This is a genomic window from Psychrobacter sp. G, from assembly GCF_000418305.1.
GTDB lineage: Bacteria > Pseudomonadota > Gammaproteobacteria > Pseudomonadales > Moraxellaceae > Psychrobacter > Psychrobacter cryohalolentis.
Genome location: NC_021661.1, coordinates 2875560 through 2897107, shown reverse-complemented (window position 1 = coordinate 2897107; position 21548 = coordinate 2875560). Strand labels below are relative to the sequence as shown.

Below are 21548 nucleotides of genomic sequence, written 5' to 3'. Positions count from 1 at the left end.
ATATTTTTGGTAGTTGATTAAATCGTTGATTAATAAGAAGCTGACATTATGGCAGGCGAGCAAACAACAACAGAATATATCTCTCACCACTTAACGAACTGGACGTACGGCTATCTGCCGGGCGAAGGTTGGAAAGTTGCCTATAATGCTGAAGAAGCTAGTGCAATGGGCTTTAAAGCTATCCACCTTGATTCTATGCTTTGGTCAATTGGTCTAGGCATTGTTTTCTGCGCCATCTTTTGGATGGTCGCTAGGAAAGTCACTTCAGGCGTGCCGGGTAAAACTCAGGCTGCGGTTGAGATGATCGTTGAGTTCGTTGATAACAACGTTCGTGATTCGTATAGTGGTACCTCAAAGCTGATTGCGCCTCTGGCGTTGACTATCTTTGTATGGATATTCTTAATGAACTTGATGGATTTACTACCCGTCGACTTTATCCCTATGATTGCTGGCCAAATCGGCGCACTGATGGGACATGATCCACATCATGTGTACTTTAAGATTGTTCCAACCACGGATCCTAATATCACGCTTGGCATGTCTTTTTCTGTTTTTATACTGATTCTATTTTATAGTATCAAAGAAAAAGGTTTGGGCGGCTTTGTTGGCGAGCTAACACTGCATCCGTTTAGTGCCAAAAACCCTATCGTACAAATTATTTTAATACCCATCAACTTTATCTTAGAGTTTGTTACTTTGATAGCGAAACCTATCTCTTTAGGTTTACGACTATTCGGTAACATGTATGCTGGTGAGTTGATTTTCATACTGATTGCCTTAATGCCGTTTTGGATTCAATGGGCGTTATCAGTACCGTGGGCTATTTTCCACATCTTAATTATTACACTTCAAGCGTTCGTATTTATGATGCTGACGATAGTTTATATGTCACTTGCATCATCAACTGAACATTAATTAGACATTCAATAGGTAAATGAGGATACATCCATGGATCCAGTATTAGGTGGTTACACAGTTATCGCAGTAGCACTACTTATCGGTTTAGGTGCACTAGGTACAGGTATTGGTTTTGCTATTCTAGGTGGTAAATTCCTAGAAGGCGTTGCACGTCAGCCAGAACTTGGTTCACAGTTGCAAACTCGTATGTTCATCGTAGCAGGTCTTCTTGATGCTATTCCGATGATCGGTGTTGGTATTGCTATGCTATTGTTGTTCGCTAACCCTCTAGCAGGTTAATCAGAAAGCTCAGTTGTAAATGTTTGGTAGTCAAATTTTGTATCTTAACCATAGCCAAAGTTTGGCTATCAAATATGATCAATGAAACTGATTTTTCATTAACAAAGAGGTGATCACGTGAATATCAATTCTACCCTCATCGGTCAAGCCATTGCTTTTGCAATCTTTGTGATGTTCTGCATGAAATTCGTGTGGCCACCACTTATCGGCGCAATTAATGACCGTCAGCGTAAAATTGCTGAAGGCTTAAATGCCGCAGAAAAAGCAAAAGCAGATTTGGCGACCGCGGAGCGAGATGTACAGCAGGAGCTTGATCTTGCAAAGACTAAAGCTGCTGCTCTGATCGAGCAAGCAAATAAAAGCGCCAATCAACTTGTTGAAGATGCAAAATCGCAAGCCCAAGTGGAAGGCGAGCGCATTCGTCAACAAGCGCAAGCCTCTATCGACCAAGAAATCAATCAAGCACGTGAATCATTACGTGCCCAAGTTGCTGAATTGGCGGTACTTGGTGCAGAAAAGATTTTGCAAGACAAAGTCGATGTGCAAAAACATGCCAGCATGTTAGACCAACTGGCGGCGAAGCTGTAATTGTGAGGATATAATGGCTGACTTATCAACCTTAGCACGACCGTACGCTAAAGCCGCGTTTGACTATGCCAATGAAAACGGGGCAGTAAATGAGTGGGAAGACTTCTTATTTGTTGCCGCCACCGTTGTCAATGACAAGTCGTTCAGTACTTGGCTAGACAATCCAGCTGTTTCTGCTGAGCATAAGTCAGCTGCTTTGGTCGATCTTTATGATACGCAAGTAGCTAGCGCTAATGATTCTGCTTTTAAGCAGTTGTTAGATGCAAATAAAGGGGTTCGCCCTGACAGCAACGCCAGCTATCCAAAAGTATCAGTAGCATTTAGTAACTTCGTTAAACAGTTATCAGAACAAGAGCGTCTGGCGCTGCTTCCTGAAGTTTATGAGCATTATCGCCGTCACAAGGCAGTAAGCTTAAAGCAGCTTGACGCTTATGTGACCTCTGCTTATCCATTAACCGATGATCAGCGTGATATGCTACAAGCACGTCTTGCTGCTTCGCTAAATGCTAGCGTAGTGATTCATGAATCGGTGGATGCCAGTCTTTTGGCAGGCGTTACGATCAAAGTCGGTGACAAAGTCATCGATGATTCGATGCGCGGCAAGTTACAACAGTTAAAAACACAGCTAACGGCCTAATGCCAATCATTAACGTAGCTTAAGTAAGCATGCGTGATATAAGAGCATTTACGTCAGTGGCGGGTTATCATAAATTAAAGGAAACAAGGCAATGCAACAATTGAATCCAGCGGAAATCAGTAACCTGATTAAGCAGCGCATTCAAGACCTTGATGCGGGTGCAACTGCAAAGAATGAAGGCACGATTGTCAAAGTATCTGACGGTATCGTGCAGATTCATGGTCTTGAAGATGCCATGTACGGCGAAATGATTGAGTTTGAAGGTGAAGTCTACGGAATGGCGCTCAACTTAGAGCGTGATTCTGTTGGCGCAGTAGTACTGGGTGACTTCCTAAAACTACAAGAAGGTCAAAAAGCCTATTGTACTGGTCGTATCCTTGAAGTTCCGGTAGGTCCTGAGTTGCTAGGCCGTGTTGTTGATGCTTTAGGTAACCCTATTGATGGCAAAGGTCCTATTAATGCCAAAATGACTGACAAAGTTGAGAAGATCGCCCCAGGCGTTATCGATCGTCAGTCAGTTGATCAGCCAGTAATGACAGGTTATAAGTCTGTTGATACTATGATTCCAATCGGTCGTGGTCAGCGTGAGCTTATCATTGGTGATCGTCAGACGGGTAAAACCGCGATGGCTATCGATGCGATCATCGCACAGAAATCATCTGGCATTAAGTGTGTATACGTTGCAATCGGTCAGAAGCGTTCTACCATTGCTAACGTGGTACGTAAGCTTGAGCAAACTGGTGCCCTTGAATATACTACTGTTGTAGTAGCGTCAGCATCAGAGCCAGCAGCACTACAATATATCGCACCGTACTCAGGTTGTACGATGGGTGAATACTTCCGTGACCGCGGCGAAGATGCACTGATTGTATTTGATGATTTATCAAAACAAGCAGTAGCGTATCGTCAAATCTCACTACTATTACGTCGTCCGCCAGGTCGTGAAGCGTATCCTGGTGACGTATTCTACTTACACTCACGTTTACTTGAGCGTGCATCACGCGTAAACGCGGCGTACGTAGAAAAATTCACTAATGGTGAAGTGGTTGGTAAAACAGGTTCTTTAACTGCGCTACCTATCATTGAAACCCAAGCAGGTGACGTATCTGCATTTGTACCGACTAACGTGATTTCAATCACTGATGGTCAGATTTTCTTAGAGTCAAGCCTATTTAACTCAGGTATCCGTCCGGCTGTGAACGCTGGTATTTCGGTATCACGTGTTGGTGGTGCTGCTCAGACTAAGATTATTAAGAAACTGTCTGGTGGTATCCGTACCGCACTGGCTCAGTATCGTGAACTTGCAGCATTCGCTCAGTTTGCATCAGATCTTGATGATGTGACTCGTGAACAGCTTGACCACGGTGAGCGTGTGACTGAATTGATGAAGCAAAAACAGTATCAGCCAATGTCAATCTCTGAGCAAGCCGCTGTTATCTATGCGTCAAACGAAGGTTTCTTAGCAGACGTACCAGTTGAAAAAATCGGTTCTTTTGAAGAAGCTTACTTACGCTACATGCATGATGAGCAAGCCGACTTAATGAAAGAGATTGATGACACTGCGAATTATAACGATGATATCGCAGGTCGTTTAAAATCGTCTTTAGAGACTTTTAAACAAAATCACAGTTATTAATTTAACGGGTTAAGCCAGTTTTGTTGTGGCTTTAGTGTTAGAGCTTATGGAGTGGCGCGTTGTCTGATAAGCTTTTTATTAAGACAGCAGCGCCACTTTAGTCACAACTCATGGTATATGGTTGCGTCATGCCACAAGATATTAAAACATTTAAACAATGATGCAATGCTAAATTGTACATTGTTAATGAGAATACCGTTTTATATTGAAATATTGTTGCATGCGCCAATGCTTTTTTAACCCTCTTATATTGGAATCATTATGGCAAACTTAAAAGAAATACGTGCCAAAGTCACCAGTATTCAAAGCACCCAGAAAATTACTCGCGCTATGCAAATGGTAGCCGCCAGTAAAATGCGCCGTGCCCAAGAGCGCATGGAAGTGGGTCGCCCGTATGCTGATAGTATGCGCCGGGTTATTTCGCATTTGGTGCATGCCTCATCCGATTATAAACATCCGTATATGGTAAGCCGTCCAGTCAATAGAGTTGGCTATATTGTCATCACATCTGACCGTGGTCTAGCGGGTGGTTTGAATATCAACTTATTCAAAGCCTTATCTAAGAATATCCAGAAATACCAAGAGCAGTCTGTACAAGCTGAATTTGCTGTCATTGGCGCTAAAGGTGTCAGCTTCTTTAAAAGCTTTGGTGGTAAAGTCACCTCAGCCGTAACTGATTATGGTGATAAACCTACTTTTGAGCAGATAAATGCACCAGTTCAAGCGATGCTTGACGATTATACAAACGGTAAAATAGATCGCATTTATGTGGTTTATAATAAGTTTGTCAATGCAATGACCCAAAAGCCAACGGTCAATCAGTTGGTACCTTTACCAGAGAGCGCATTTGGTGAAGAAGAGAGTGGCATTCAGACAGAACTTAGTTGGGATTATATCTACGAGCCTGATATCAAAACATTGATTGATGAATTGCTTGGACGTTACATTGAGTCTATCGTCTATCAAGCGGTAATGGAAAACATTGCCTCTGAGCAGTCCTCACGTATGGTTGCGATGAAAGCGGCGACAGATAATGCTGGCGACCTAATTAACGATTTACAGTTGGTTTATAACAAGCTGCGTCAAGCGGCGATTACCCGAGAAATATCGGAAATCGTTGGCGGTGCTGCTGCTGTTTCATAATTGAAACCCTTTATAAAACCCAATATATACAGAATTTCCAGGAGAACGCAATGAGTAGCGGTCGTATTGTACAGATTATTGGCGCGGTTCTTGACGTTGAGTTCAACCGTAATGAAGTACCTAAGATTTTTGATGCTTTGCTAGTTGATGGCACCGAAACTACTTTAGAAGTACAGCAACAGCTGGGTGATGGCATCGTACGTACGATTGCTATGGGTTCTACTGAAGGACTCAAGCGTAACCTTCCAGTTACCAATACTGGTGGCCCAATTTCTGTGCCAGTTGGTATCGGTACGCTAGGTCGCATCATGGATGTTCTTGGTCGTCCTATCGATGAAGAAGGTCCAGTGCAAGCAGATGAGCGCTGGTCAATTCACCGTGAAGCGCCAAGCTATGCAGAACAATCAAACAGTACTGAGCTGTTAGAGACTGGTATTAAAGTAATCGATTTACTTTGCCCGTTTGCTAAAGGTGGTAAAGTTGGTCTGTTTGGTGGTGCTGGTGTTGGTAAAACCGTCAACATGATGGAATTAATCAATAACATCGCGCTTAAGCACGAAGGTCTATCAGTATTTGCGGGTGTTGGTGAGCGTACGCGTGAAGGAAATGACTTCTATCACGAAATGCAAGAAGCTGGCGTTGTAAACACTGAAGACTTTAGCAAATCTAAAGTTGCGATGGTATACGGTCAGATGAATGAGCCACCGGGTAACCGTTTACGTGTTGCACTGTCTGGTTTGACCATGGCTGAATACTTCCGTGATACGAAAGATCCTGCTACTGGCAAAGGTCGTGACGTATTGTTGTTTGTTGATAACATCTACCGTTATACACTAGCCGGTACTGAAGTATCAGCACTGCTAGGTCGTATGCCATCAGCGGTTGGTTATCAGCCAACACTTGCTGAAGAGATGGGTATGCTGCAAGAGCGTATTACTTCTACGCAATCAGGCTCTATTACTTCTGTACAAGCGGTATATGTACCTGCAGATGATTTGACTGATCCATCACCAGCAACGACGTTTGCTCACTTGGATGCAACTGTGGTACTAAGCCGTGATATCGCTTCACAAGGTATCTACCCTGCGGTTGATCCACTAGATTCAACGTCACGTCAGCTTGATCCATTGGTTATTGGTGAAGAGCATTACAACGTTGCTCGTGGTGTTCAGGAAGTTCTACAGCGCTATAAAGAACTAAAAGACATCATCGCGATTTTGGGTATGGATGAGTTATCAGAAGAAGATAAACTGGTTGTTTATCGCGCTCGTAAAATTCAGCGCTTCTTATCACAGCCATTCCATGTCGCTGAAGTCTTCACTGGCGCACCTGGTAAATATGTACCATTACGCGATACCATTGCTAGCTTCAAAGCAATCATCGCAGGTGAATATGACAGCTTACCAGAGCAAGCCTTCTATATGGCTGGCGGTATCGACGAAGTCGTTGCTAAAGCTGAAAAAATGAAGTCTTCTGCTGCGTAAGTGGTATTAGTATTCGCTAAAAAGTAGGTGTAATATAAACTTTATATCTACTCTTTAGTAACGTGTTGCGTTTTTGATCGCGCTTTGATAGTAAGGAATTAAGTATGGCAACGTTACAATGTCGCGTCGTAAGTGCTCGTGAAGAGTTGTATTCAGGCGAAATTAGCATGTTAATAGCTAGTGGTACCGAAGGCGAGATTGGTATATTGCCAGGTCACACTCCGCTTATTACTTTGCTAAAGCCAGGTGCAATGCGCGTACAAACGCCAAATGGCGAAGAAGAAGTGATTTACGTCTCAGGTGGCGTACTAGAAGTACAGCCAAAAATGGTCACTGTACTTGCTGATACTGCCATGCGTGCGCACAATCTTGACGAAAGTAAAATCGTTGAAGCACGTACGAAAGCGGAGCAAATGCTGGTCAACCAGTCGGATACCGTACAAACTAATGCTGCCTTGGCGTCATTAGCGGAATCTGTTGCACAGCTACAGACCATCCGTAAGTACAAAAACCGTGCTTAATATTTTTTGTTTGTAAGAGTAAATATTTACTCTTGTAAGCAATAATAAAAAAACAGTCCTTTATGGGCTGTTTTTTTATGGCTGTTGGTTTTATTGGATAGTGATGGTTTTTAGCTTTTAGCCAAAAAGCTACTAGCAACAACGGCAATATATGGTTATATTAAGGGTTGAAAAATAGTTTGCTAACTTATAGAGTTGAGCTGTTTTATGCGCTTTACTTAATGATCAGGCTTATGATCAAAAGCTTTAGACATAGCAAAACGGTTATGAGCAAATAAAGTTATTTGACGCTTTTTGAATACGATAAACGGTATGATTTTTGCACGTAAAATAAAGTTTTAATGGTCGTAGTTTATAGGTTTTGTTAACGACTATAAGCTATAGTATAGGAAGCTGCAGGATTAATAGTATACTGTGCTGCCAAGTTTGTAACAGCTATATAAACAGCAGTTGCACTATTTTGTAGTGCTATTCATTTTACTGCTCTTATTTTGACTACTTTTAAATGAGATGTATTAGAGGATATAACAATGACAACGAATGATGATGACAACACCCCCCGAATTTTGATTGTTGAGGACGATGAGCGTCTGGCCATGTTGACCCAAGATTATTTGGTCAAAAACGGTCTAGAAGTGGCGATTGAAACGGATGGTAATCGCGCCATTCGTCGTATTGTCAATGAGCAGCCAGATTTGGTTGTACTTGATGTTATGCTTCCAGGTAGCGATGGCTTGACAGTCTGCCGTGAAGTACGTCCACATTACCAAAACCCTATCTTGATGCTGACTGCACGCACAGAAGATATGGATCAAGTATTGGGTCTTGAGATGGGCGCCGACGATTATGTCGCAAAGCCTGCTCAGCCACGTGTTTTATTAGCGCGTATTCGTGCATTATTACGCCGTTCAGAAAACGCCCCGTCAGAAGATGTGCCACAGCGTCTAGAGTTTGGTGAATTGGTTATCGATAATGGTGGTCGTTCAGTGAATCTAGGTGATGAGTTAGTAGATTTTACCAGTGCAGAATACGATCTACTATGGTTGCTTGCTTCTAATGCTGGTCGTATCTTGTCACGTGAAGATATCTTTGAGCGTCTACGTGGTATTGAGTATGATGGTCAAGATCGCTCTATTGACGTCCGTATCTCACGTATCCGTCCAAAAATTGGTGATGATCCAGAAAACCCAAAACGTATCAAAACCGTACGTAGTAAAGGCTATCTATTCGTAAAAGAAGGCAACTAATCGCCGACTTTTGCTATAAGTCTTGATTGTTCCTCGTTATGCAATAAGAAACCAGCGTAAAGCTGGTTTTTTAGGGTTTAAATATTAAGTTTTTAACCTTAATTGCTGCGTTATGTGGTTTAATTAAGCGATAATTTTATGCACCAGTTTAATTATCATTAAATATATATCACAGCAACTATTATCCTATAGTGGTTATAATAGGTATTATTCTATTGATAACGCTTACTCATCAGGTTGGTCACGGCACGTATGTCATTAGTCTCTTCTCTTAAACACAGTATTTTTGTTCGTATTTATGCAGGGCTATTGATAGTCTGCTTGTGTGTGGCACTATTTGCCCAGCTATTGATGGATACTATCAATAAAGAGCGTGTCCAATCTTATCGTGAAAATATGGCGACAGGGGCGTTTCATATCGTGAGTGAGGGTTTGGCTCACCAAGAAAACGAGGCGCAACGTGATTATTGGTTGTCTGATGCCAGTAGTTTGTTTGGCTCAGAATTTAAGATCGTGTCTATCGATGAAGTTGATTTTAATGCCAGCGAGCTGCGCCGTTTTGAGAAAGAAAACACGGTCGTACGCTATATCAGCCAACTGACCACTGCCGATGTCTATTATCGCCTACCAGACAATCAAGGTGTTTTGACTGCGCGTATCTCACAAGTGACTGAGCAGCAAGTCAGAGCTATCGCCGTATTTTTGCTAGATGATTTGTCCTATTATATTACTTTGTCTGATAAACGTGCACGTTTGGCACAGTTAGAAGAAAAGTTTTCATTTCCTTTAGCATTTAAAGCAGTAGCGGCGCTCAATTTGGATCCTGATCAGATGGCACGCTTGCGCCGTGATGAGGTGGTTATCTTATTGCAAGATACCAATACCAGTAAAAGTAACTCGTCTATCAAAGTCATTGTGCCGTCTGAAATTAGTGATATGGCAATTTTGATCGGTCCAGTACCTTTATTTAATTGGTTTCCACTAAACTTGATCGTCAGTATGATTTTGATCAGTATGTTTTTAATTAGTTTGGGTGTGTATGCACTGATTTTCCCGCTTGAGCGCAAGTTACAACTGATACAGGTCGGGGTAAATGAGGTCAGTAAAGGTAATCTTGAAAGTCAAGTACAGGTGATTGGTCAAGATGAAATCGCCCGTTTAGCTGCAACCTTTAATGCCATGACTTCTCATATTAAGCGTTTGATTGAGTCGCAGCGAGAGCTAACGCGAGCGGTGTCACATGAGCTACGTACGCCCGTTGCACGTATTCGCTTTGCTGTTGATATGCTGGCAGATACTGATGATGAAGATTCGCGTTTTATGCAGCGTGACTTTATTGATGAAGATATCGAAGCGCTTAATGGCTTGATTGATGAAATTCTCACCTATGCGAAACTTGAAGAAGGCTCGCCCAAACTAGATTTGGAACCAGTCAATCTTCGAGAGCTGCTTGAGCAGATTGAGCGTGAAACCAATGCCTTGGGTAAACCGATTAAAATTGTCACCAAACTGCCAAATGCTAAAGTAGAAGCAATAGCAGATAGACGCTACTTACATCGCGTGATTCAGAATTTGGCTGGTAATGCTCTGCGTTATGCAGAGACTACGATTATCATTAGTGCTGGGGTCAAAAAGGGCAATGCCTTTGTCAGCGTTGAAGATGATGGTCACGGTATTCCAGAAGCAGATCGCGAAAAGGTCTTTATTCCATTCTCCCGCTTAGACGATAGTCGGACGCGTGCCTCAGGTGGCTACGGTTTGGGCTTGTCTATCGTATCACGCATTGCTTTTTGGTTTAATGGTCGTATGAAGGTTGATGAGAGCCGAGATCTTGGTGGCGCGCGGTTTGTGATGACATGGCCTATCAAACCACTGACACAAATTCTAGCAGCCGATGAATTAACCCAAGATAAGAGTGAGCGTGAGTTTGATGCATAAGCATCGTTAATATACTTTTGAAATAAAACAGTGCTGTTAAGATGACTTTTATAAAGGTATCAAAACGCCTATCGAAATACTATTTCACTTGTAGCTATGTTATTTCTAACTGATCATAAATGAGGCTAACAAGTTATTTATTGCTGTTATTTAGTCTTTAATGGAGGAGGGCAACGTATGCCGTATTTATTTGGGGGTTTGGTGGTATTAAATGCTGTGATACTAGGATATTATTTATTCTTACAGCAGCCAAGTACTACTCAGACGCTAAAGGTAGCACAGGATGAAATTACCCAGCCTTTAGCGTTTACTAACAGTGCTGAGTATATTCCACCGGCTATTGGCAACAAGTAATAAGTTTTATAACCGTTGAAGTTTTTATATTTAAAGAAAAATGACAAAAAAAGCAACGATAGCCAGTCGTTGCTTTTTTAGTATGATTGATTGACACTATTATGATTAGTTCAATATAAAAGTGATTAAGCGAGAAAAATTCGTCCCAGTCTCGCCCCATAAAATCACGTATCTATTTTATTTAATATCAACTTTCTCAATGAATGACTTTGTAGCGGGATTGACATCCAAAGGTTGCTCTCCGGCAACTTCTGAAATGAGAGGGATGCGAATACAGACTTGCAGACCACCATCTGGATGATTAATAGCCTCAACTGTTCCATGATGCAAGCGCGCGATACGGTCAACAATCGCCAAGCCGAGTCCACTACCCTGAGTGGTACGCGCTGATTCGCCACGCTCAAACGGCTGCATGACACGCTCGAGTTGGTCTTCTGCTACCCCATCGCCGCAGTCTCGCACACATATAATCAACTGCTCTTTTGCTTCTTTATTGACCGTATTTTCGGTCACGACATCGCTGTATTCTATCACCTCTTTTTCTACAAAGGTTGGCATGACAACAGCAGACAGATAAATAGGCGGCTCACCATAACGCTTGGCATTATTCACCAGATTGATAATCAGGCGCTTAATCGACATAGGACGTACGGGCACAAGCTTGCTGCATTCTGACTGATAAATAAACTCTAGCGGCGCAAATTGCACCATAATCTCATTAAATATGGTATCTAAATTGGTAAGGCGTACAGGCTCATCGGAGCCATCTTTCATAAACGAGATAAATTGCTCTAGAATAGCATCCATATCTTCGATATCGTAAATCAACCCTTCACGAAAAAAATCATCGGGCAGCATTTCAGCAGTTAAGCGCATACGAGTCAGCGGGGTACGCAAATCGTGTGAGATGCCAGCTAACATAATCGTACGCTCTTTTTGCGCTTGGTTGAGAGTAGTAAACAGACGGTTAAAAGCCATATTTACTTGGCGAATCTCGGTAGGACCATGACGGGTCGGTAGCGTTGTTGCATGACCCAACTGAATATAGTTGGTAGCAGCACGTTGAAGATAACGTAGAGGACGATTTAATTGACGGGCTAATAAAATAATTGTCAACAGTGTCAAAATAGGTAGCCCAAACAAAAACAAGATCAATAAAGTAGGGCTGTACTGCGAATAATAGACCACAGGTTCGCGTATCCAAAAACTGCTATCACGACTGTCTTGTACCCAAAGCTGAGGGGTTGGTTTAAATTTAAAATATACTTCAACTGGTCGCCCCAATTGTGCGCTGATTTCTCGCTGTAATACATCCGTAAAAACACTGACAAAAGCTTTGTCCGCAACCTCTGGAAAGTCACTTGGATTATCCACCACTACTACATGTGAGTGCTGATAAATCCACTGACGGACTTCAGGGTTGTCCCGCCAGTCTCGATTGGCGCTGTTCATCAGCCGAAGCTCGCTGGTCAAATAGCGCGCATGGCTTTTGAGCTCTGGTAAATATAGACTGCGCCAAAAAAACAAAATTGATACCCCGACGCTAATGAGAACAATAAAAGCCACCATTAGAGTGGTTAGCAGACTATTAGAGTAAGAGCGGGGTAACCAGCTTTTATGAGGCAATGGTGGGTTTGGCGTGGTCATAGGAATCCAAATTATAATGAGGAAGTGACAGATGCTATTGCTAGGATAGCATAACCCATTAATAACGCTGCCAGCTTTCATCGACAACGCTGGCAATATCATCCGCTTAAGATAAAGGCATATGATAGAGGAGTATCCATCATATTAGCAGCGTGAATGATGAATCTTATTTACAGCCATAACGATTTAAGCTATTGTTAATAAATAATTAAATAAGCACAGTTTATGTTTTCAATAAAATAAGACTGTGGTATAATTATGCCCTTTTTGGTATACCTGCGAAAGAGAGAATTCACATGGTTGTTATTCGTTTAGCACGGGGCGGTGCCAAGAAACGCCCATTTTATCAAGTAGTTGTTGCTGATCAACGCCGCGCGCGTGACGGTCGCTATATTGAAAACATCGGCTTTTTTAACCCACTCGCTAAAGATTCTGAAGAAGCAGTGCGCTTGAACATGGAAGCGTATAATGCGTGGGTCGCAAAAGGTGCACAACCTTCTGATCGCGTTGCTTCATTAGCAAAAGCTTATAATAAGTCTGCTGCTCAAACTGAAGCTACTGCTTAAGTTTTGGCTGCAATAGACTGATAGTGCATTTATGCATCCATCAGTTGGCTTAAGAATACCTAGCGTAACTGGTCTAACCAGGGTACGCCATTAACTGTTTATCGCTTTTGACGACGTTTATCGTTTTTAATAGCTTTTTATTTATCATCGCTGTTTTTATCATTGTTAGGTTAGCCGTTATGTCGTCTGCTCCAAACACTAGTGCCCTTATGAAAATTGGTCAGCTCAAAAAGCCTTATGGCATCAAAGGTTGGCTTTGGGTCTTTAGTGAAACAGACGATCGTACGGCGATATTTGACATCAAGCCTTGGTGGATGAAAACCGCTACCGGTATGAAACCTTTGACAGTAAAGGCTTGGCGTGAGCAAGGCACTGGAATTGTGGCTCAGTTTGAGCAGATTCCTGATCGCAATGTTGCTGAGACCATGAATGGGGTAACTCTTTGGGTCGAGCAAGACATCTTGCCAGAACCTGCTGAGGATGAATACTATTGGTCGGATTTGGTCAGCCTGCGCGTGATGAACGAGCAGGATGAATATCTAGGCGATATTACTGAGATGTTTGAGACTGGCGCCCACGCTATTATGCGGGTTGCGGCAACGACAGACAGCTTGGATAAAGAAGAGCGCCTAATTCCATGGCACAAGCAAACTGTAGTGAAAGTCGATCTGACTGAAAAGACAGTGCTAGTGGCATGGCCAAGTGACTATTAATAAGCACTGATTAATAAGAAATTATTAAAACAAGCTTTAGTGGTATAAGCTTTAACTTTATCGCTTAAGATTGTTAATAGTGATACCGATTTATTTAGCCAATATTAGCCACTGCGCAAGTAGACATCTGATGTATTTTGCCGTTATTAGTATTTTTCCTGAAATGTTTGCCACGATTCGTGAGTTTGGAATCACAGGTCGGGCAGTCACTCAGAAGCAAGTAACGATTGAATGCATCAACCCGCGTGATTTTACCAGTGATAATTATCGCCGTATTGATGAACGTCCGTATGGTGGCGGTCCTGGCATGGTGATGATGGCTAAGCCCTTATCCCAAGCGATCGAGGATGCGCGCCTACGAGCAAGTCAGCATGGCTGCCGTGTCGACAAAGCGCACTGTCCGGTGATTTATATGTCGCCACAAGGACAGACGCTGAGTGAGAGTAGTGTGGTCGATATGACCGAGTATGACGGCATGATTATATTATGCGGTCGTTACGAAGGCATTGATGAGCGCTTACTGTCGCAGTATGTCGATATGGAAATATCACTTGGTGATTACGTGCTTACCGGTGGTGAGCTACCAGCAATGGTGCTAATGGATAGTGTGATACGTCGTCTGCCTGATATTATGGGTGATGATAAGTCAGCTGAGCAAGACTCGTTCGTCGATGGCTTGCTTGATTGTCCACATTATACTAAGCCGCATGAGTTTGCGGGTATGGCAGTGCCTGAAGTGTTACTTTCAGGTCACCATGCCAATATCGCGAAGTGGCGCTTTAGTCAGCAAGTCGAACGTACGCAAGCGCGTCGTCCAGACTTATGGCAGGCGTTTACGCCAACGGTAGAGCAAGCAAAGTGGCTAAAGGCGTTAGCAAAAGCTGATAAAAAATAGCGGTTAAAAAGATAAACAGTTAAGTAATAAAATTTTGAGCAATAACAAAACGAGTCATAGCATAATGGCCGTTTGTCATAACCTACTTACGTTGTGTCTTATTAAAAAGAGATATAATTAATTATTACAAACAGGTGATATGCGTCAAGCCTCTATTATCTAATGTGAGGAGATAACTCTCATGAGCAACAAGCATCCATTGGTTCAGGTCATCGAAAATGCTCAATTGATTGAGCGCCCAAGCTTTGCACCCGGCGATACCGTTGTGGTTCAAGTAAAAGTACGTGAAGGTGAGCGTGAGCGTTTACAGGCTTTTGAAGGCGTTGTAATTGCTAAGCGTAACCGCGGTTTAAACTCAGCGTTTACCGTACGTAAAATCTCAAGTGGCGTTGGTGTTGAGCGTGCATTCCAATTGCATTCACCAATTATCGATAGCATCGAAGTGAAACGCCGTGGCGCTGTTCGCCGTGCGAAACTATACTACTTACGTGAGCGCTCTGGTAAATCAGCACGTATCCGCGAGAAGCTTGCTCCGCGTGCGCCTAAAGTTGTTAAGGCAAAAACTAATGCTCGCGTTCCTGATGCAGTTGAAACTGCACCTGGTATTTAAGCAAAAGTTTGCCATCTTTAGTGAGCTGTATGGTATACAGTTTACTAGAGTAAGGCGATAGTAGATACAAACCCTTATTCATAGGTTTATCATATAAATAAGCGGGTCATACCAAAAAAGACAAAACCCCAATCTGTGCGAATGCCAGATTGGGGTTTTTGTTTCTGTCGCTTTAAATCACAAACTTAAATTAAGGCTTTAAACGTTGCCTTGAATCATCGAGATTTTCAATACGGCTGTTTTGGTCTTTAGATTTGCTGTACTTACGCAAGCGTATGTATAGCGTCTTGGTGACGATAGCGATGGTCTTTTGCTGATCGTCCACGATATCTACTTGGTATTCACGAAATACGGGTTCACCGTCTTTTGCCAGTTCTTGAATGGCTTTAATCTCACTGCTAGGAATTTTCATGCGAGCAGTAACTTTGCTATTACCTGGCGCGATAAATTCAATATGTGAGCTTTTATCCCAAACGACGTAACTGCTACCCAGTTGATGCATGAGCATGAGCATATAAAATGGATCAACCATTGAGTATAAGCTGCCGCCAAACTGTGTCCCTACAATGTTCTTATTTAGACTATTTAGTCCCATATTGACCACACATAAACCTTGGTCAAGGTTTATGTGCTCAATCTTGATGCCGGCACCGATATAAGGTGCATAAGTGTTGATACGTAGCTTGAGCAGATAAGGCGTGAGCAATGGCATAATATTTTTTTTAGCGTTACGTTTTAGCGTCTCAAGATTTTTGGGTAGTAAACTCATAAACTTATCCTAGGGTACTTCTTGATTTTTAGACTGCTATTATTCAATCGTTATGGGTAAAAAGGTATTTATCATAGTGAAAAACTTATAAAGGCGCTAGAGCTAAAGCGTAACTTCATTCAAATCTTAGCGCCTTGTTTCTTGTCTATGCGTGATCGTTGATGGTTTATGTACGATCACGCATTATTAATTATAAGAACCATTATCATAATGACTACAATCTACTATTTTATTAGCAACTAAGTAGTTAATAAGTTTGTATTTATTTTAAAAGGAAACTTTATGTTATTAATAGCTGCTATATTTATAGTATATTCGAATCGTTATACATTCGCGTTCTAAAGTCTCATGACATACAATGACTGCATTTTTTCTTCAGTGGCTTAACACTTATCGTAAGAGTAGTAAGTGGATAACCAGTCACTAAAACGTCGGTCGACACAAGGAAATGTGATGAGTAACACGCAGCTTCCCCCTTTAGATGCCAATCCGCAGCAGCCAATCCCTTCTGATAATGATGTTCAAAGTAGTTATGTAGAATTACATAAGCCCTATTCAAGTTTTAAAAATCGTGATGCCTACCTCAATCATGAACTGCAAATCATGCAGCCGAAACGCTGGCGGCCTAATTTGCCGTTCCGTGATTATCGTTTTGAGTACGAAGATACCATTCCAGCAATGGCTGCGACCATTGGTAAAGTTGTAATGGTGGGTGCTATTGCGGCGACCTTTGCAGGGCCACTCGGTTTGGGTGATGCTTTTATCTTAGAAAACGTCCGTTATGAGTTATTGATTGTTTCGTTTTTTGTCATTTTATTCTCAGGATTTCTACTACCGACCGCCAACCTTGCGGGTACTCATGGGCCTTTAATTCCGCTTATTCCTATTGTTGTCGCAGCTGGTGGTCACCCGATGGCCTTTGGTCTGCTCATCGGTGCCTTTGGATTATTATTGGCAATCAGTAAAGGGGGCAGTTTACTAGCAAATTTGACCAGTAAAGGCGTGTGCGGTGGTTTGCTGCTCTACTTGGGTTTTATTGGTACGATATCACAAGTTAAAAACTTGTTTGCATGGGCAGAGGGCATTGGCATGGCGCATATTGCTTTTGTGGTGATTTTGCTGACGATTATATTGTATGCCGTGTTAGAAAATTTTCAAAAGCGCTGGCTGGCTGTGCCGCTGAGCTGTTTGTTAGGTGGTGGCATGGCATTTGCTATGGGTGCACCTTTTGCCTTTAAAACCGCACCCGGTCTACCGCATATGAGCCCTATGTATTGGTGGGGCGAAAATACTGGTTGGATGTTAGGATTGCCGACGGTTGAGAGCTTTATCGTGGTATTACCTTTTGCGGTGTTAGCGGTTGCTATGTGGTCGCCAGATTTTTTAGGTCATCAGGTTTTCCAGAAAATCAGCTATCCCAAACGTACTGAACGTGTACTGATGGATATTGATGATACGATGACCAGCGCATCGTTTCGTCAGGTCGTAGGTTCTGTGCTCGGTGGGGCGAACTTTGCGTCGTCATGGGGTACTTATATTGTACCTGCAGCAATTGCCAAACGTCCCATTCCAGCTGGTGCGATTTTGACAGGACTATTTTGCCTTATCGCAGGTGTTTGGGGTTACCCTATGGACTTGGCAATCTGGGAGCCAGTGATGTGTGTGGCGCTGATTGTTGGGGTATTCATTCCATTGCTTGAAGCTGGGATGGAGATGACGCGTGAGGGTAAAACTACTCAGTCTGCTGCTATTGTGGTTTTTGCGTCCGCACTAGTTAACCCCGCCTTCGGTTGGTCTATTACTTTGGTGCTTGATAATTTAGGATTAATTGGCTCTAAAGAGCGTAGTGCCAGTCTGACCAAAATGAGCCGCTGGATTATTCCTGTCGTCACCTTTGTGATACTGACCGGGGTTATGGCAATCGTCGGTATGTTGCCGGGTATCCCAGCACTATTACCAAATTTCCGTCACTAGTCGCACTGTAAGGTTGTTTTTCTGCAAAAAGTCAGCCTTGGTGCTGGCTTTTTTTATGGTTGTTGCTAAGCTGATAAAGGTTCTTGTAAAACCCATGCCATCGCCCCATAAACATCTGTATATCAGTATCTTGAGAGCAATAAATTCTATGGTCAATGTCTCAGAATCGAGTCCCATCGATGACAAGAAAGCCCGTCTTAAACATTTAATCCAGCGCCTGCCAAACTTGCCGGGAGTGTATAAAATGCTGGGTAAAAATGGTGATATTTTATATGTCGGCAAAGCTAAATCACTCAAGAGCCGTGTGAATAGCTACTTTGCGAAAACCATTGATCATCCTAAGACACGAGCACTGGTGGCACGGATACATAATATTGAAACCATCATTACCCGCAGTGAGACGGAAGCGCTGTTACTTGAGCAAAATCTGATTAAAGAATATCGTCCGCCTTATAACGTGCTACTGCGTGATGATAAATCTTATCTTTATGTGTTTATTTCAGCAGATAAGCCTTATCCAAGATTGGCTTATGGTCGCGGTAAAGGCAATCACCAAAAGGGTCGCTTTTTCGGTCCTTTTCCTTCTGCGCATGCGGCAAAAGAAACACTGGTGCTCATGCAAAAAATGTTTCAAATGCGCCAATGTACCAATACCTTTTTTAAGCAACGTAAGCGTCCGTGCCTCGAGTATCAAATTAAGCGTTGCCGTGCGCCATGTGTGGGCTTAGTATCGCCAGAAGAATATAGCGAGGACGTCAATAATACTATTCGTTTCTTAAAAGGTGACTCTAGTGATATCCATACTGCTTTGATTGAAAAAATGGAAGCTTCTGCTGAAGAGCTAGACTTTGAAAAGGCAGTTTTTTATCGCGATCAGCTGTCTATGCTGCGTGAAGTACAAGCCAAGCAAGCCGTTTATACAGTACAGGGTGAGGCAGATGTGATTGCTATTGCCAGTCAAGCAGGCATGACCTGTGTCAACGTATTGACGGTACGTGGTGGGCGAGTGCTTGGCGGTAAGAACTACTTCCCTGATGTGGATAGCAGTGAGCCTCTTGCAGACAATTTATCAGCGTTTATTACCTCATTTTATTTTCAGGTGACAGATGATTTGCCAGCAGAGATTATATTGAGCGATGAATTACCAGATCAGCTAGCAGTGAGTGAAGCGTTGGCAACACACTTTGGTAGTAAGGTCGTTATCAAAACCAGCGTACGTGAGCACCGTGCTGAATGGTTAGACTTAGCAAAACTTAATACCAATAATGCACTAAAAACCAAACTTGGCGATTATTTAGAGTTACATGCACGCTTTGGGGCGTTAAAAGATGTTTTGACTGAAGTCACGGATCGTACCATTGACCGTATCGAGTGTTTTGATATCTCGCATACGATGGGCGAGGCGACGATTGGTAGCTGTGTGGTCTTTGATCAAGGTGGCTCGCGTCGTCGTGATTATCGTCAGTATGCTATCCATGACATTGTTGGCGGTGATGACTATGCAGCGATGAAGCAGGTGTTGACACGGCGTTATAAGAAGCAGCCATTGCCGGATTTATTGCTTATCGATGGGGGTAAAGGGCAGCTCGGTATCGCCAAAGAAGTGCTGACTGAGTTGGGTATCCTTGGTGATACTTTGCTTATCAGTGTGGCAAAAGGTGAAGGACGTAAGGCTGGACTTGAAGTTCTGCACTTTATTGACCATGAGCCACTTGACTTGCCTATGGATAGCAAGGCGCTGCATTTATTAATGCATATCCGCGATGAGGCGCATCGTTTTGCGATTACAGCGCACCGTAAGAAGCGTGATAAACGTCGTTCATCGTCGGTGCTAGAAGTGATTCCGGGGCTGGGTGAAAAGCGTCGTCGTGACTTGCTCAATCACTTTGGCGGCATGCAGCAATTGCTTGGTGCCTCGCAGCAAGAATTGGCAGGCGTACAGGGAATTGGTCCGGTATTAGCGAAAACCGTTTATAAGGTATTGCATGAGTAGTCTAGGTAATGTTCTTCAAATTTAGGTTTATGTTCATAAAATTTAAACATGAAAAAAGAGGCTGTCCTAGAGTTATTTAGGATAGCCTCTTTTTTCATGTTTAAAATTTTACTATTATTCAGCGCTTTTTATTTTATAAGTCACAAATCTAAAATCTAACTCGCTTTTTTCATCATGCATCTGCTCAGATTCTTCCGCAACTTCAAACTCACTTGGCAGCTCAGGATAAAAGGCATCGCCATCAACGATTTCAGTGTCAACGTGAGTTAGTTCGATACGGTCGGTGTACAGCAATGCATCGCTAAACACGCGCTCGCCACCAATTACCCAAATCGTATCAAGATGCGCACCATGCGCAAGGCTTGCTGCTTGGGTTAAGGCATCGTCTAAATTTTGCATGACATAAGCTTTTTCACTACCTACCAAGCCCTTTTGCTCAGCATAATCTATCTGGCTACTGATAATAAAGCTCACACGTTTAGGTAACGGCTTGCTGCCCATTGACTCAAAGGTCTTACGACCCATAATCACGATACCTTGTATCGCACCGTCATTTGGTTTGGTTGTCCTATTTTTAAAATGCTGCAAATCGGCTGAGATATGCCACGGTAGCTCATTGTCTTTACCAATACAGCGATTGCTACTGATAGCCGCGATTTGGGCAACTTCGGTGTTGGCATAACTCATAAATTATCCTTTGCTAATGTTTAAGTATATTTAAATACAATCGAATAAACAGGCGCTATACCGCCACTTGCGCCTTAATCGCTGGATGCGACTCATACCCATCAACGCTGATATCATCATAATTAAAAGCAAAAATATCTTTTACATTAGGGTTAAGCGCTAATGTCGGCAGCGTATAAAGCGAGCGGGTCAGCTGCAGCTCCACTTGCTCACGGTGGTTTTGATAAATATGGCAATCGCCACCGGTCCAAATAAATTCACCAACTTCTAAATTACAAACTTGTGCCACCATATGAGTCAACATGGCATAACTTGCGATATTAAAAGGTACGCCCAAAAATAAATCTGCTGAGCGCTGATAGAGTTGGCAGGAGAGTTTATTGTCCGCAACAAAAAACTGGAATAACGTATGACAAGGTGGTAAGGCGACTTGATCTGCTTCGCCAGGGTTCCAACCAGACACGATCAAGCGCCGCGAATTAGGATTAGTCTTTATTTGTTCAACCACTTGTGCGATTTGATCGACACCGTCAGAGTTATACTGCCCATCTGCAGTTGTGGTCGCGCCATAATTACGCCATTGGTGACCATAAATAGGACCTAAATCGCCTGCAGGTCGATTAAAGCGCGCAGTTTGCTCTGTAGTTGCCCATTCATTCCAAATGCGTACACCGTTTTGTTGCAAATAATCAACGTGGGTACTGCCACTTAAAAACCATAGGAGCTCATAAGTGATAGACTTAAGATGAACTTTTTTGGTGGTTAACAATGGAAAGCCATCGGCTAAATTAAAACGTAGCTGCGCGCCAAAGTGGCTTAGCGTACCAGTACCAGTACGATCACCTTTTTCCGTGCCTTCGTTAAGGACAAGGCGTAGCAGGTCTAAATAGGCTTGCTCGTTTTTAATGATAGAGCTGTTCATGGTCATAAAATTACTCTTCTGTGCTAT

General features: G+C 42.7%; 21 protein-coding genes. 17 read left to right on the top strand and 4 right to left on the bottom strand.

What is annotated here, in order from left to right; genetic code table 11:
- Positions 1-48: 48 nt before the first annotated feature.
- From atpB to PSYCG_RS13465, 11 genes are all read left to right on the top strand, one after another.
- Positions 49-915: a F0F1 ATP synthase subunit A gene (gene atpB, locus PSYCG_RS12130; protein WP_011514638.1), complete on the top strand. Its 867-nt coding sequence runs from the start codon at positions 49-51 to the stop codon at positions 913-915.
- A gap of 33 nt (positions 916-948) precedes the next feature.
- Entirely contained in the window at positions 949-1197 is a 249-nt protein-coding gene (gene atpE, locus PSYCG_RS12125) for a F0F1 ATP synthase subunit C (protein WP_010197960.1), read from the top strand.
- Between the two features lie 117 nt (positions 1198-1314).
- Positions 1315-1785: a F0F1 ATP synthase subunit B gene (locus PSYCG_RS12120; protein WP_011514637.1), complete on the top strand. Its 471-nt coding sequence runs from the start codon at positions 1315-1317 to the stop codon at positions 1783-1785.
- 13 nt (positions 1786-1798) lie between these two features.
- On the top strand, positions 1799-2422 hold the full coding sequence (locus PSYCG_RS12115; protein WP_020444434.1) for a F0F1 ATP synthase subunit delta: 624 nt from the start codon (positions 1799-1801) through the stop codon (positions 2420-2422).
- Between the two features lie 91 nt (positions 2423-2513).
- A complete protein-coding gene (gene atpA / locus PSYCG_RS12110) occupies positions 2514-4058 on the top strand; it encodes a F0F1 ATP synthase subunit alpha (protein WP_011514635.1) in 1545 nt (514 codons plus the stop codon).
- 261 nt (positions 4059-4319) lie between these two features.
- Positions 4320-5201 (top strand): F0F1 ATP synthase subunit gamma, encoded by an 882-nt coding sequence (gene atpG / locus PSYCG_RS12105; protein WP_011514634.1) that lies wholly within the window; start codon positions 4320-4322, stop codon positions 5199-5201.
- A 50-nt stretch (positions 5202-5251) separates the two neighbouring features.
- Positions 5252-6685 (top strand): F0F1 ATP synthase subunit beta, encoded by a 1434-nt coding sequence (gene atpD / locus PSYCG_RS12100; RefSeq protein ID WP_011514633.1) that lies wholly within the window; start codon positions 5252-5254, stop codon positions 6683-6685.
- A 104-nt stretch (positions 6686-6789) separates the two neighbouring features.
- On the top strand, positions 6790-7206 hold the full coding sequence (locus tag PSYCG_RS12095) for a F0F1 ATP synthase subunit epsilon (protein WP_020444433.1): 417 nt from the start codon (positions 6790-6792) through the stop codon (positions 7204-7206).
- Positions 7207-7736: 530 nt separating this feature from the next.
- Positions 7737-8453: a response regulator gene (locus PSYCG_RS12090; RefSeq protein WP_020444432.1), complete on the top strand. Its 717-nt coding sequence runs from the start codon at positions 7737-7739 to the stop codon at positions 8451-8453.
- A 252-nt stretch (positions 8454-8705) separates the two neighbouring features.
- Entirely contained in the window at positions 8706-10391 is a 1686-nt protein-coding gene (locus PSYCG_RS12085) for an ATP-binding protein (protein ID WP_020444431.1), read from the top strand.
- 177 nt (positions 10392-10568) lie between these two features.
- Entirely contained in the window at positions 10569-10745 is a 177-nt protein-coding gene (locus PSYCG_RS13465; protein WP_020444430.1) for a hypothetical protein, read from the top strand.
- Positions 10746-10922: 177 nt separating this feature from the next.
- On the opposite strand, the gene PSYCG_RS12080 is transcribed toward PSYCG_RS13465, so the two are convergent.
- Positions 10923-12392, bottom strand: coding sequence for an ATP-binding protein (locus PSYCG_RS12080; RefSeq protein WP_020444429.1), 1470 nt, complete (start codon positions 12390-12392; stop codon positions 10923-10925).
- A gap of 296 nt (positions 12393-12688) precedes the next feature.
- Here PSYCG_RS12080 and rpsP point away from each other — a divergent pair, with 296 nt between their 5' ends.
- The 4 genes from rpsP to rplS all read left to right on the top strand — a co-directional run bounded on the left by rpsP (position 12689) and on the right by rplS (position 15176).
- Positions 12689-12958 carry a 30S ribosomal protein S16 gene (gene rpsP / locus PSYCG_RS12075; protein WP_011281274.1) on the top strand — a complete coding sequence of 90 codons (270 nt, stop codon included), beginning with the start codon at positions 12689-12691 and terminating at the stop codon, positions 12956-12958.
- A gap of 179 nt (positions 12959-13137) precedes the next feature.
- Entirely contained in the window at positions 13138-13671 is a 534-nt protein-coding gene (gene rimM, locus PSYCG_RS12070; RefSeq protein WP_020444428.1) for a ribosome maturation factor RimM, read from the top strand.
- Between the two features lie 130 nt (positions 13672-13801).
- Complete coding sequence (trmD, locus tag PSYCG_RS12065; protein WP_020444427.1) at positions 13802-14566, top strand: tRNA (guanosine(37)-N1)-methyltransferase TrmD; 765 nt, start codon at positions 13802-13804, stop codon at positions 14564-14566.
- Positions 14567-14747: 181 nt separating this feature from the next.
- Complete coding sequence (gene rplS, locus PSYCG_RS12060) at positions 14748-15176, top strand: 50S ribosomal protein L19 (RefSeq protein ID WP_020444426.1); 429 nt, start codon at positions 14748-14750, stop codon at positions 15174-15176.
- A gap of 190 nt (positions 15177-15366) precedes the next feature.
- Here rplS and PSYCG_RS12055 read toward each other — a convergent pair whose 3' ends face one another.
- Positions 15367-15945 carry a DUF4442 domain-containing protein gene (locus PSYCG_RS12055; RefSeq protein WP_020444425.1) on the bottom strand — a complete coding sequence of 193 codons (579 nt, stop codon included), beginning with the start codon at positions 15943-15945 and terminating at the stop codon, positions 15367-15369.
- 453 nt (positions 15946-16398) lie between these two features.
- Between PSYCG_RS12055 and PSYCG_RS12050 the strand changes: the two genes are divergently transcribed.
- Together PSYCG_RS12050 and uvrC are read left to right on the top strand one after the other, a co-directional pair.
- A complete protein-coding gene (locus PSYCG_RS12050) occupies positions 16399-17919 on the top strand; it encodes a DUF3360 family protein (RefSeq protein ID WP_020444424.1) in 1521 nt (506 codons plus the stop codon).
- Positions 17920-18067: 148 nt separating this feature from the next.
- Positions 18068-19912 (top strand): excinuclease ABC subunit UvrC, encoded by a 1845-nt coding sequence (uvrC, locus tag PSYCG_RS12045; protein WP_020444423.1) that lies wholly within the window; start codon positions 18068-18070, stop codon positions 19910-19912.
- 114 nt (positions 19913-20026) lie between these two features.
- On the opposite strand, the gene PSYCG_RS12040 is transcribed toward uvrC, so the two are convergent.
- The gene (locus PSYCG_RS12040; protein ID WP_020444422.1) at positions 20027-20599 is read right to left on the bottom strand and encodes a dihydrofolate reductase; all 573 of its coding nucleotides are present in this window, start codon (positions 20597-20599) and stop codon (positions 20027-20029) included.
- A gap of 55 nt (positions 20600-20654) precedes the next feature.
- The gene (locus PSYCG_RS12035; RefSeq protein WP_020444421.1) at positions 20655-21527 is read right to left on the bottom strand and encodes a thymidylate synthase; all 873 of its coding nucleotides are present in this window, start codon (positions 21525-21527) and stop codon (positions 20655-20657) included.
- Positions 21528-21548: the final 21 nt, after the last annotated feature.

Excerpts from the sequence above, each read along its gene's own strand:
- PSYCG_RS12055 (WP_020444425.1), bottom strand. The coding sequence starts at position 15,945 with ATGAGTTTACTACCCAAAAATCTTGAGACGCTAAAACGTAACGCTAAA.
- atpB (WP_011514638.1), top strand. The coding sequence starts at position 49 with ATGGCAGGCGAGCAAACAACAACAGAATATATCTCTCACCACTTAACG.
- PSYCG_RS12040 (WP_020444422.1), bottom strand. The coding sequence starts at position 20,599 with ATGAGTTATGCCAACACCGAAGTTGCCCAAATCGCGGCTATCAGTAGC.
- PSYCG_RS12085 (WP_020444431.1), top strand. The coding sequence starts at position 8,706 with ATGTCATTAGTCTCTTCTCTTAAACACAGTATTTTTGTTCGTATTTAT.
- atpG (WP_011514634.1), top strand. The coding sequence starts at position 4,320 with ATGGCAAACTTAAAAGAAATACGTGCCAAAGTCACCAGTATTCAAAGC.
- atpD (WP_011514633.1), top strand. The coding sequence starts at position 5,252 with ATGAGTAGCGGTCGTATTGTACAGATTATTGGCGCGGTTCTTGACGTT.
- rpsP (WP_011281274.1), top strand. The coding sequence starts at position 12,689 with ATGGTTGTTATTCGTTTAGCACGGGGCGGTGCCAAGAAACGCCCATTT.
- rimM (WP_020444428.1), top strand. The coding sequence starts at position 13,138 with ATGTCGTCTGCTCCAAACACTAGTGCCCTTATGAAAATTGGTCAGCTC.
- trmD (WP_020444427.1), top strand. The coding sequence starts at position 13,802 with ATGTATTTTGCCGTTATTAGTATTTTTCCTGAAATGTTTGCCACGATT.
- atpE (WP_010197960.1), top strand. The coding sequence starts at position 949 with ATGGATCCAGTATTAGGTGGTTACACAGTTATCGCAGTAGCACTACTT.
- rplS (WP_020444426.1), top strand. The coding sequence starts at position 14,748 with ATGAGCAACAAGCATCCATTGGTTCAGGTCATCGAAAATGCTCAATTG.
- PSYCG_RS12095 (WP_020444433.1), top strand. The coding sequence starts at position 6,790 with ATGGCAACGTTACAATGTCGCGTCGTAAGTGCTCGTGAAGAGTTGTAT.
- atpA (WP_011514635.1), top strand. The coding sequence starts at position 2,514 with ATGCAACAATTGAATCCAGCGGAAATCAGTAACCTGATTAAGCAGCGC.
- PSYCG_RS13465 (WP_020444430.1), top strand. The coding sequence starts at position 10,569 with ATGCCGTATTTATTTGGGGGTTTGGTGGTATTAAATGCTGTGATACTA.
- PSYCG_RS12115 (WP_020444434.1), top strand. The coding sequence starts at position 1,799 with ATGGCTGACTTATCAACCTTAGCACGACCGTACGCTAAAGCCGCGTTT.
- PSYCG_RS12035 (WP_020444421.1), bottom strand. The coding sequence starts at position 21,527 with ATGACCATGAACAGCTCTATCATTAAAAACGAGCAAGCCTATTTAGAC.
- uvrC (WP_020444423.1), top strand. The coding sequence starts at position 18,068 with ATGGTCAATGTCTCAGAATCGAGTCCCATCGATGACAAGAAAGCCCGT.
- PSYCG_RS12050 (WP_020444424.1), top strand. The coding sequence starts at position 16,399 with ATGAGTAACACGCAGCTTCCCCCTTTAGATGCCAATCCGCAGCAGCCA.
- PSYCG_RS12090 (WP_020444432.1), top strand. The coding sequence starts at position 7,737 with ATGACAACGAATGATGATGACAACACCCCCCGAATTTTGATTGTTGAG.
- PSYCG_RS12080 (WP_020444429.1), bottom strand. The coding sequence starts at position 12,392 with ATGACCACGCCAAACCCACCATTGCCTCATAAAAGCTGGTTACCCCGC.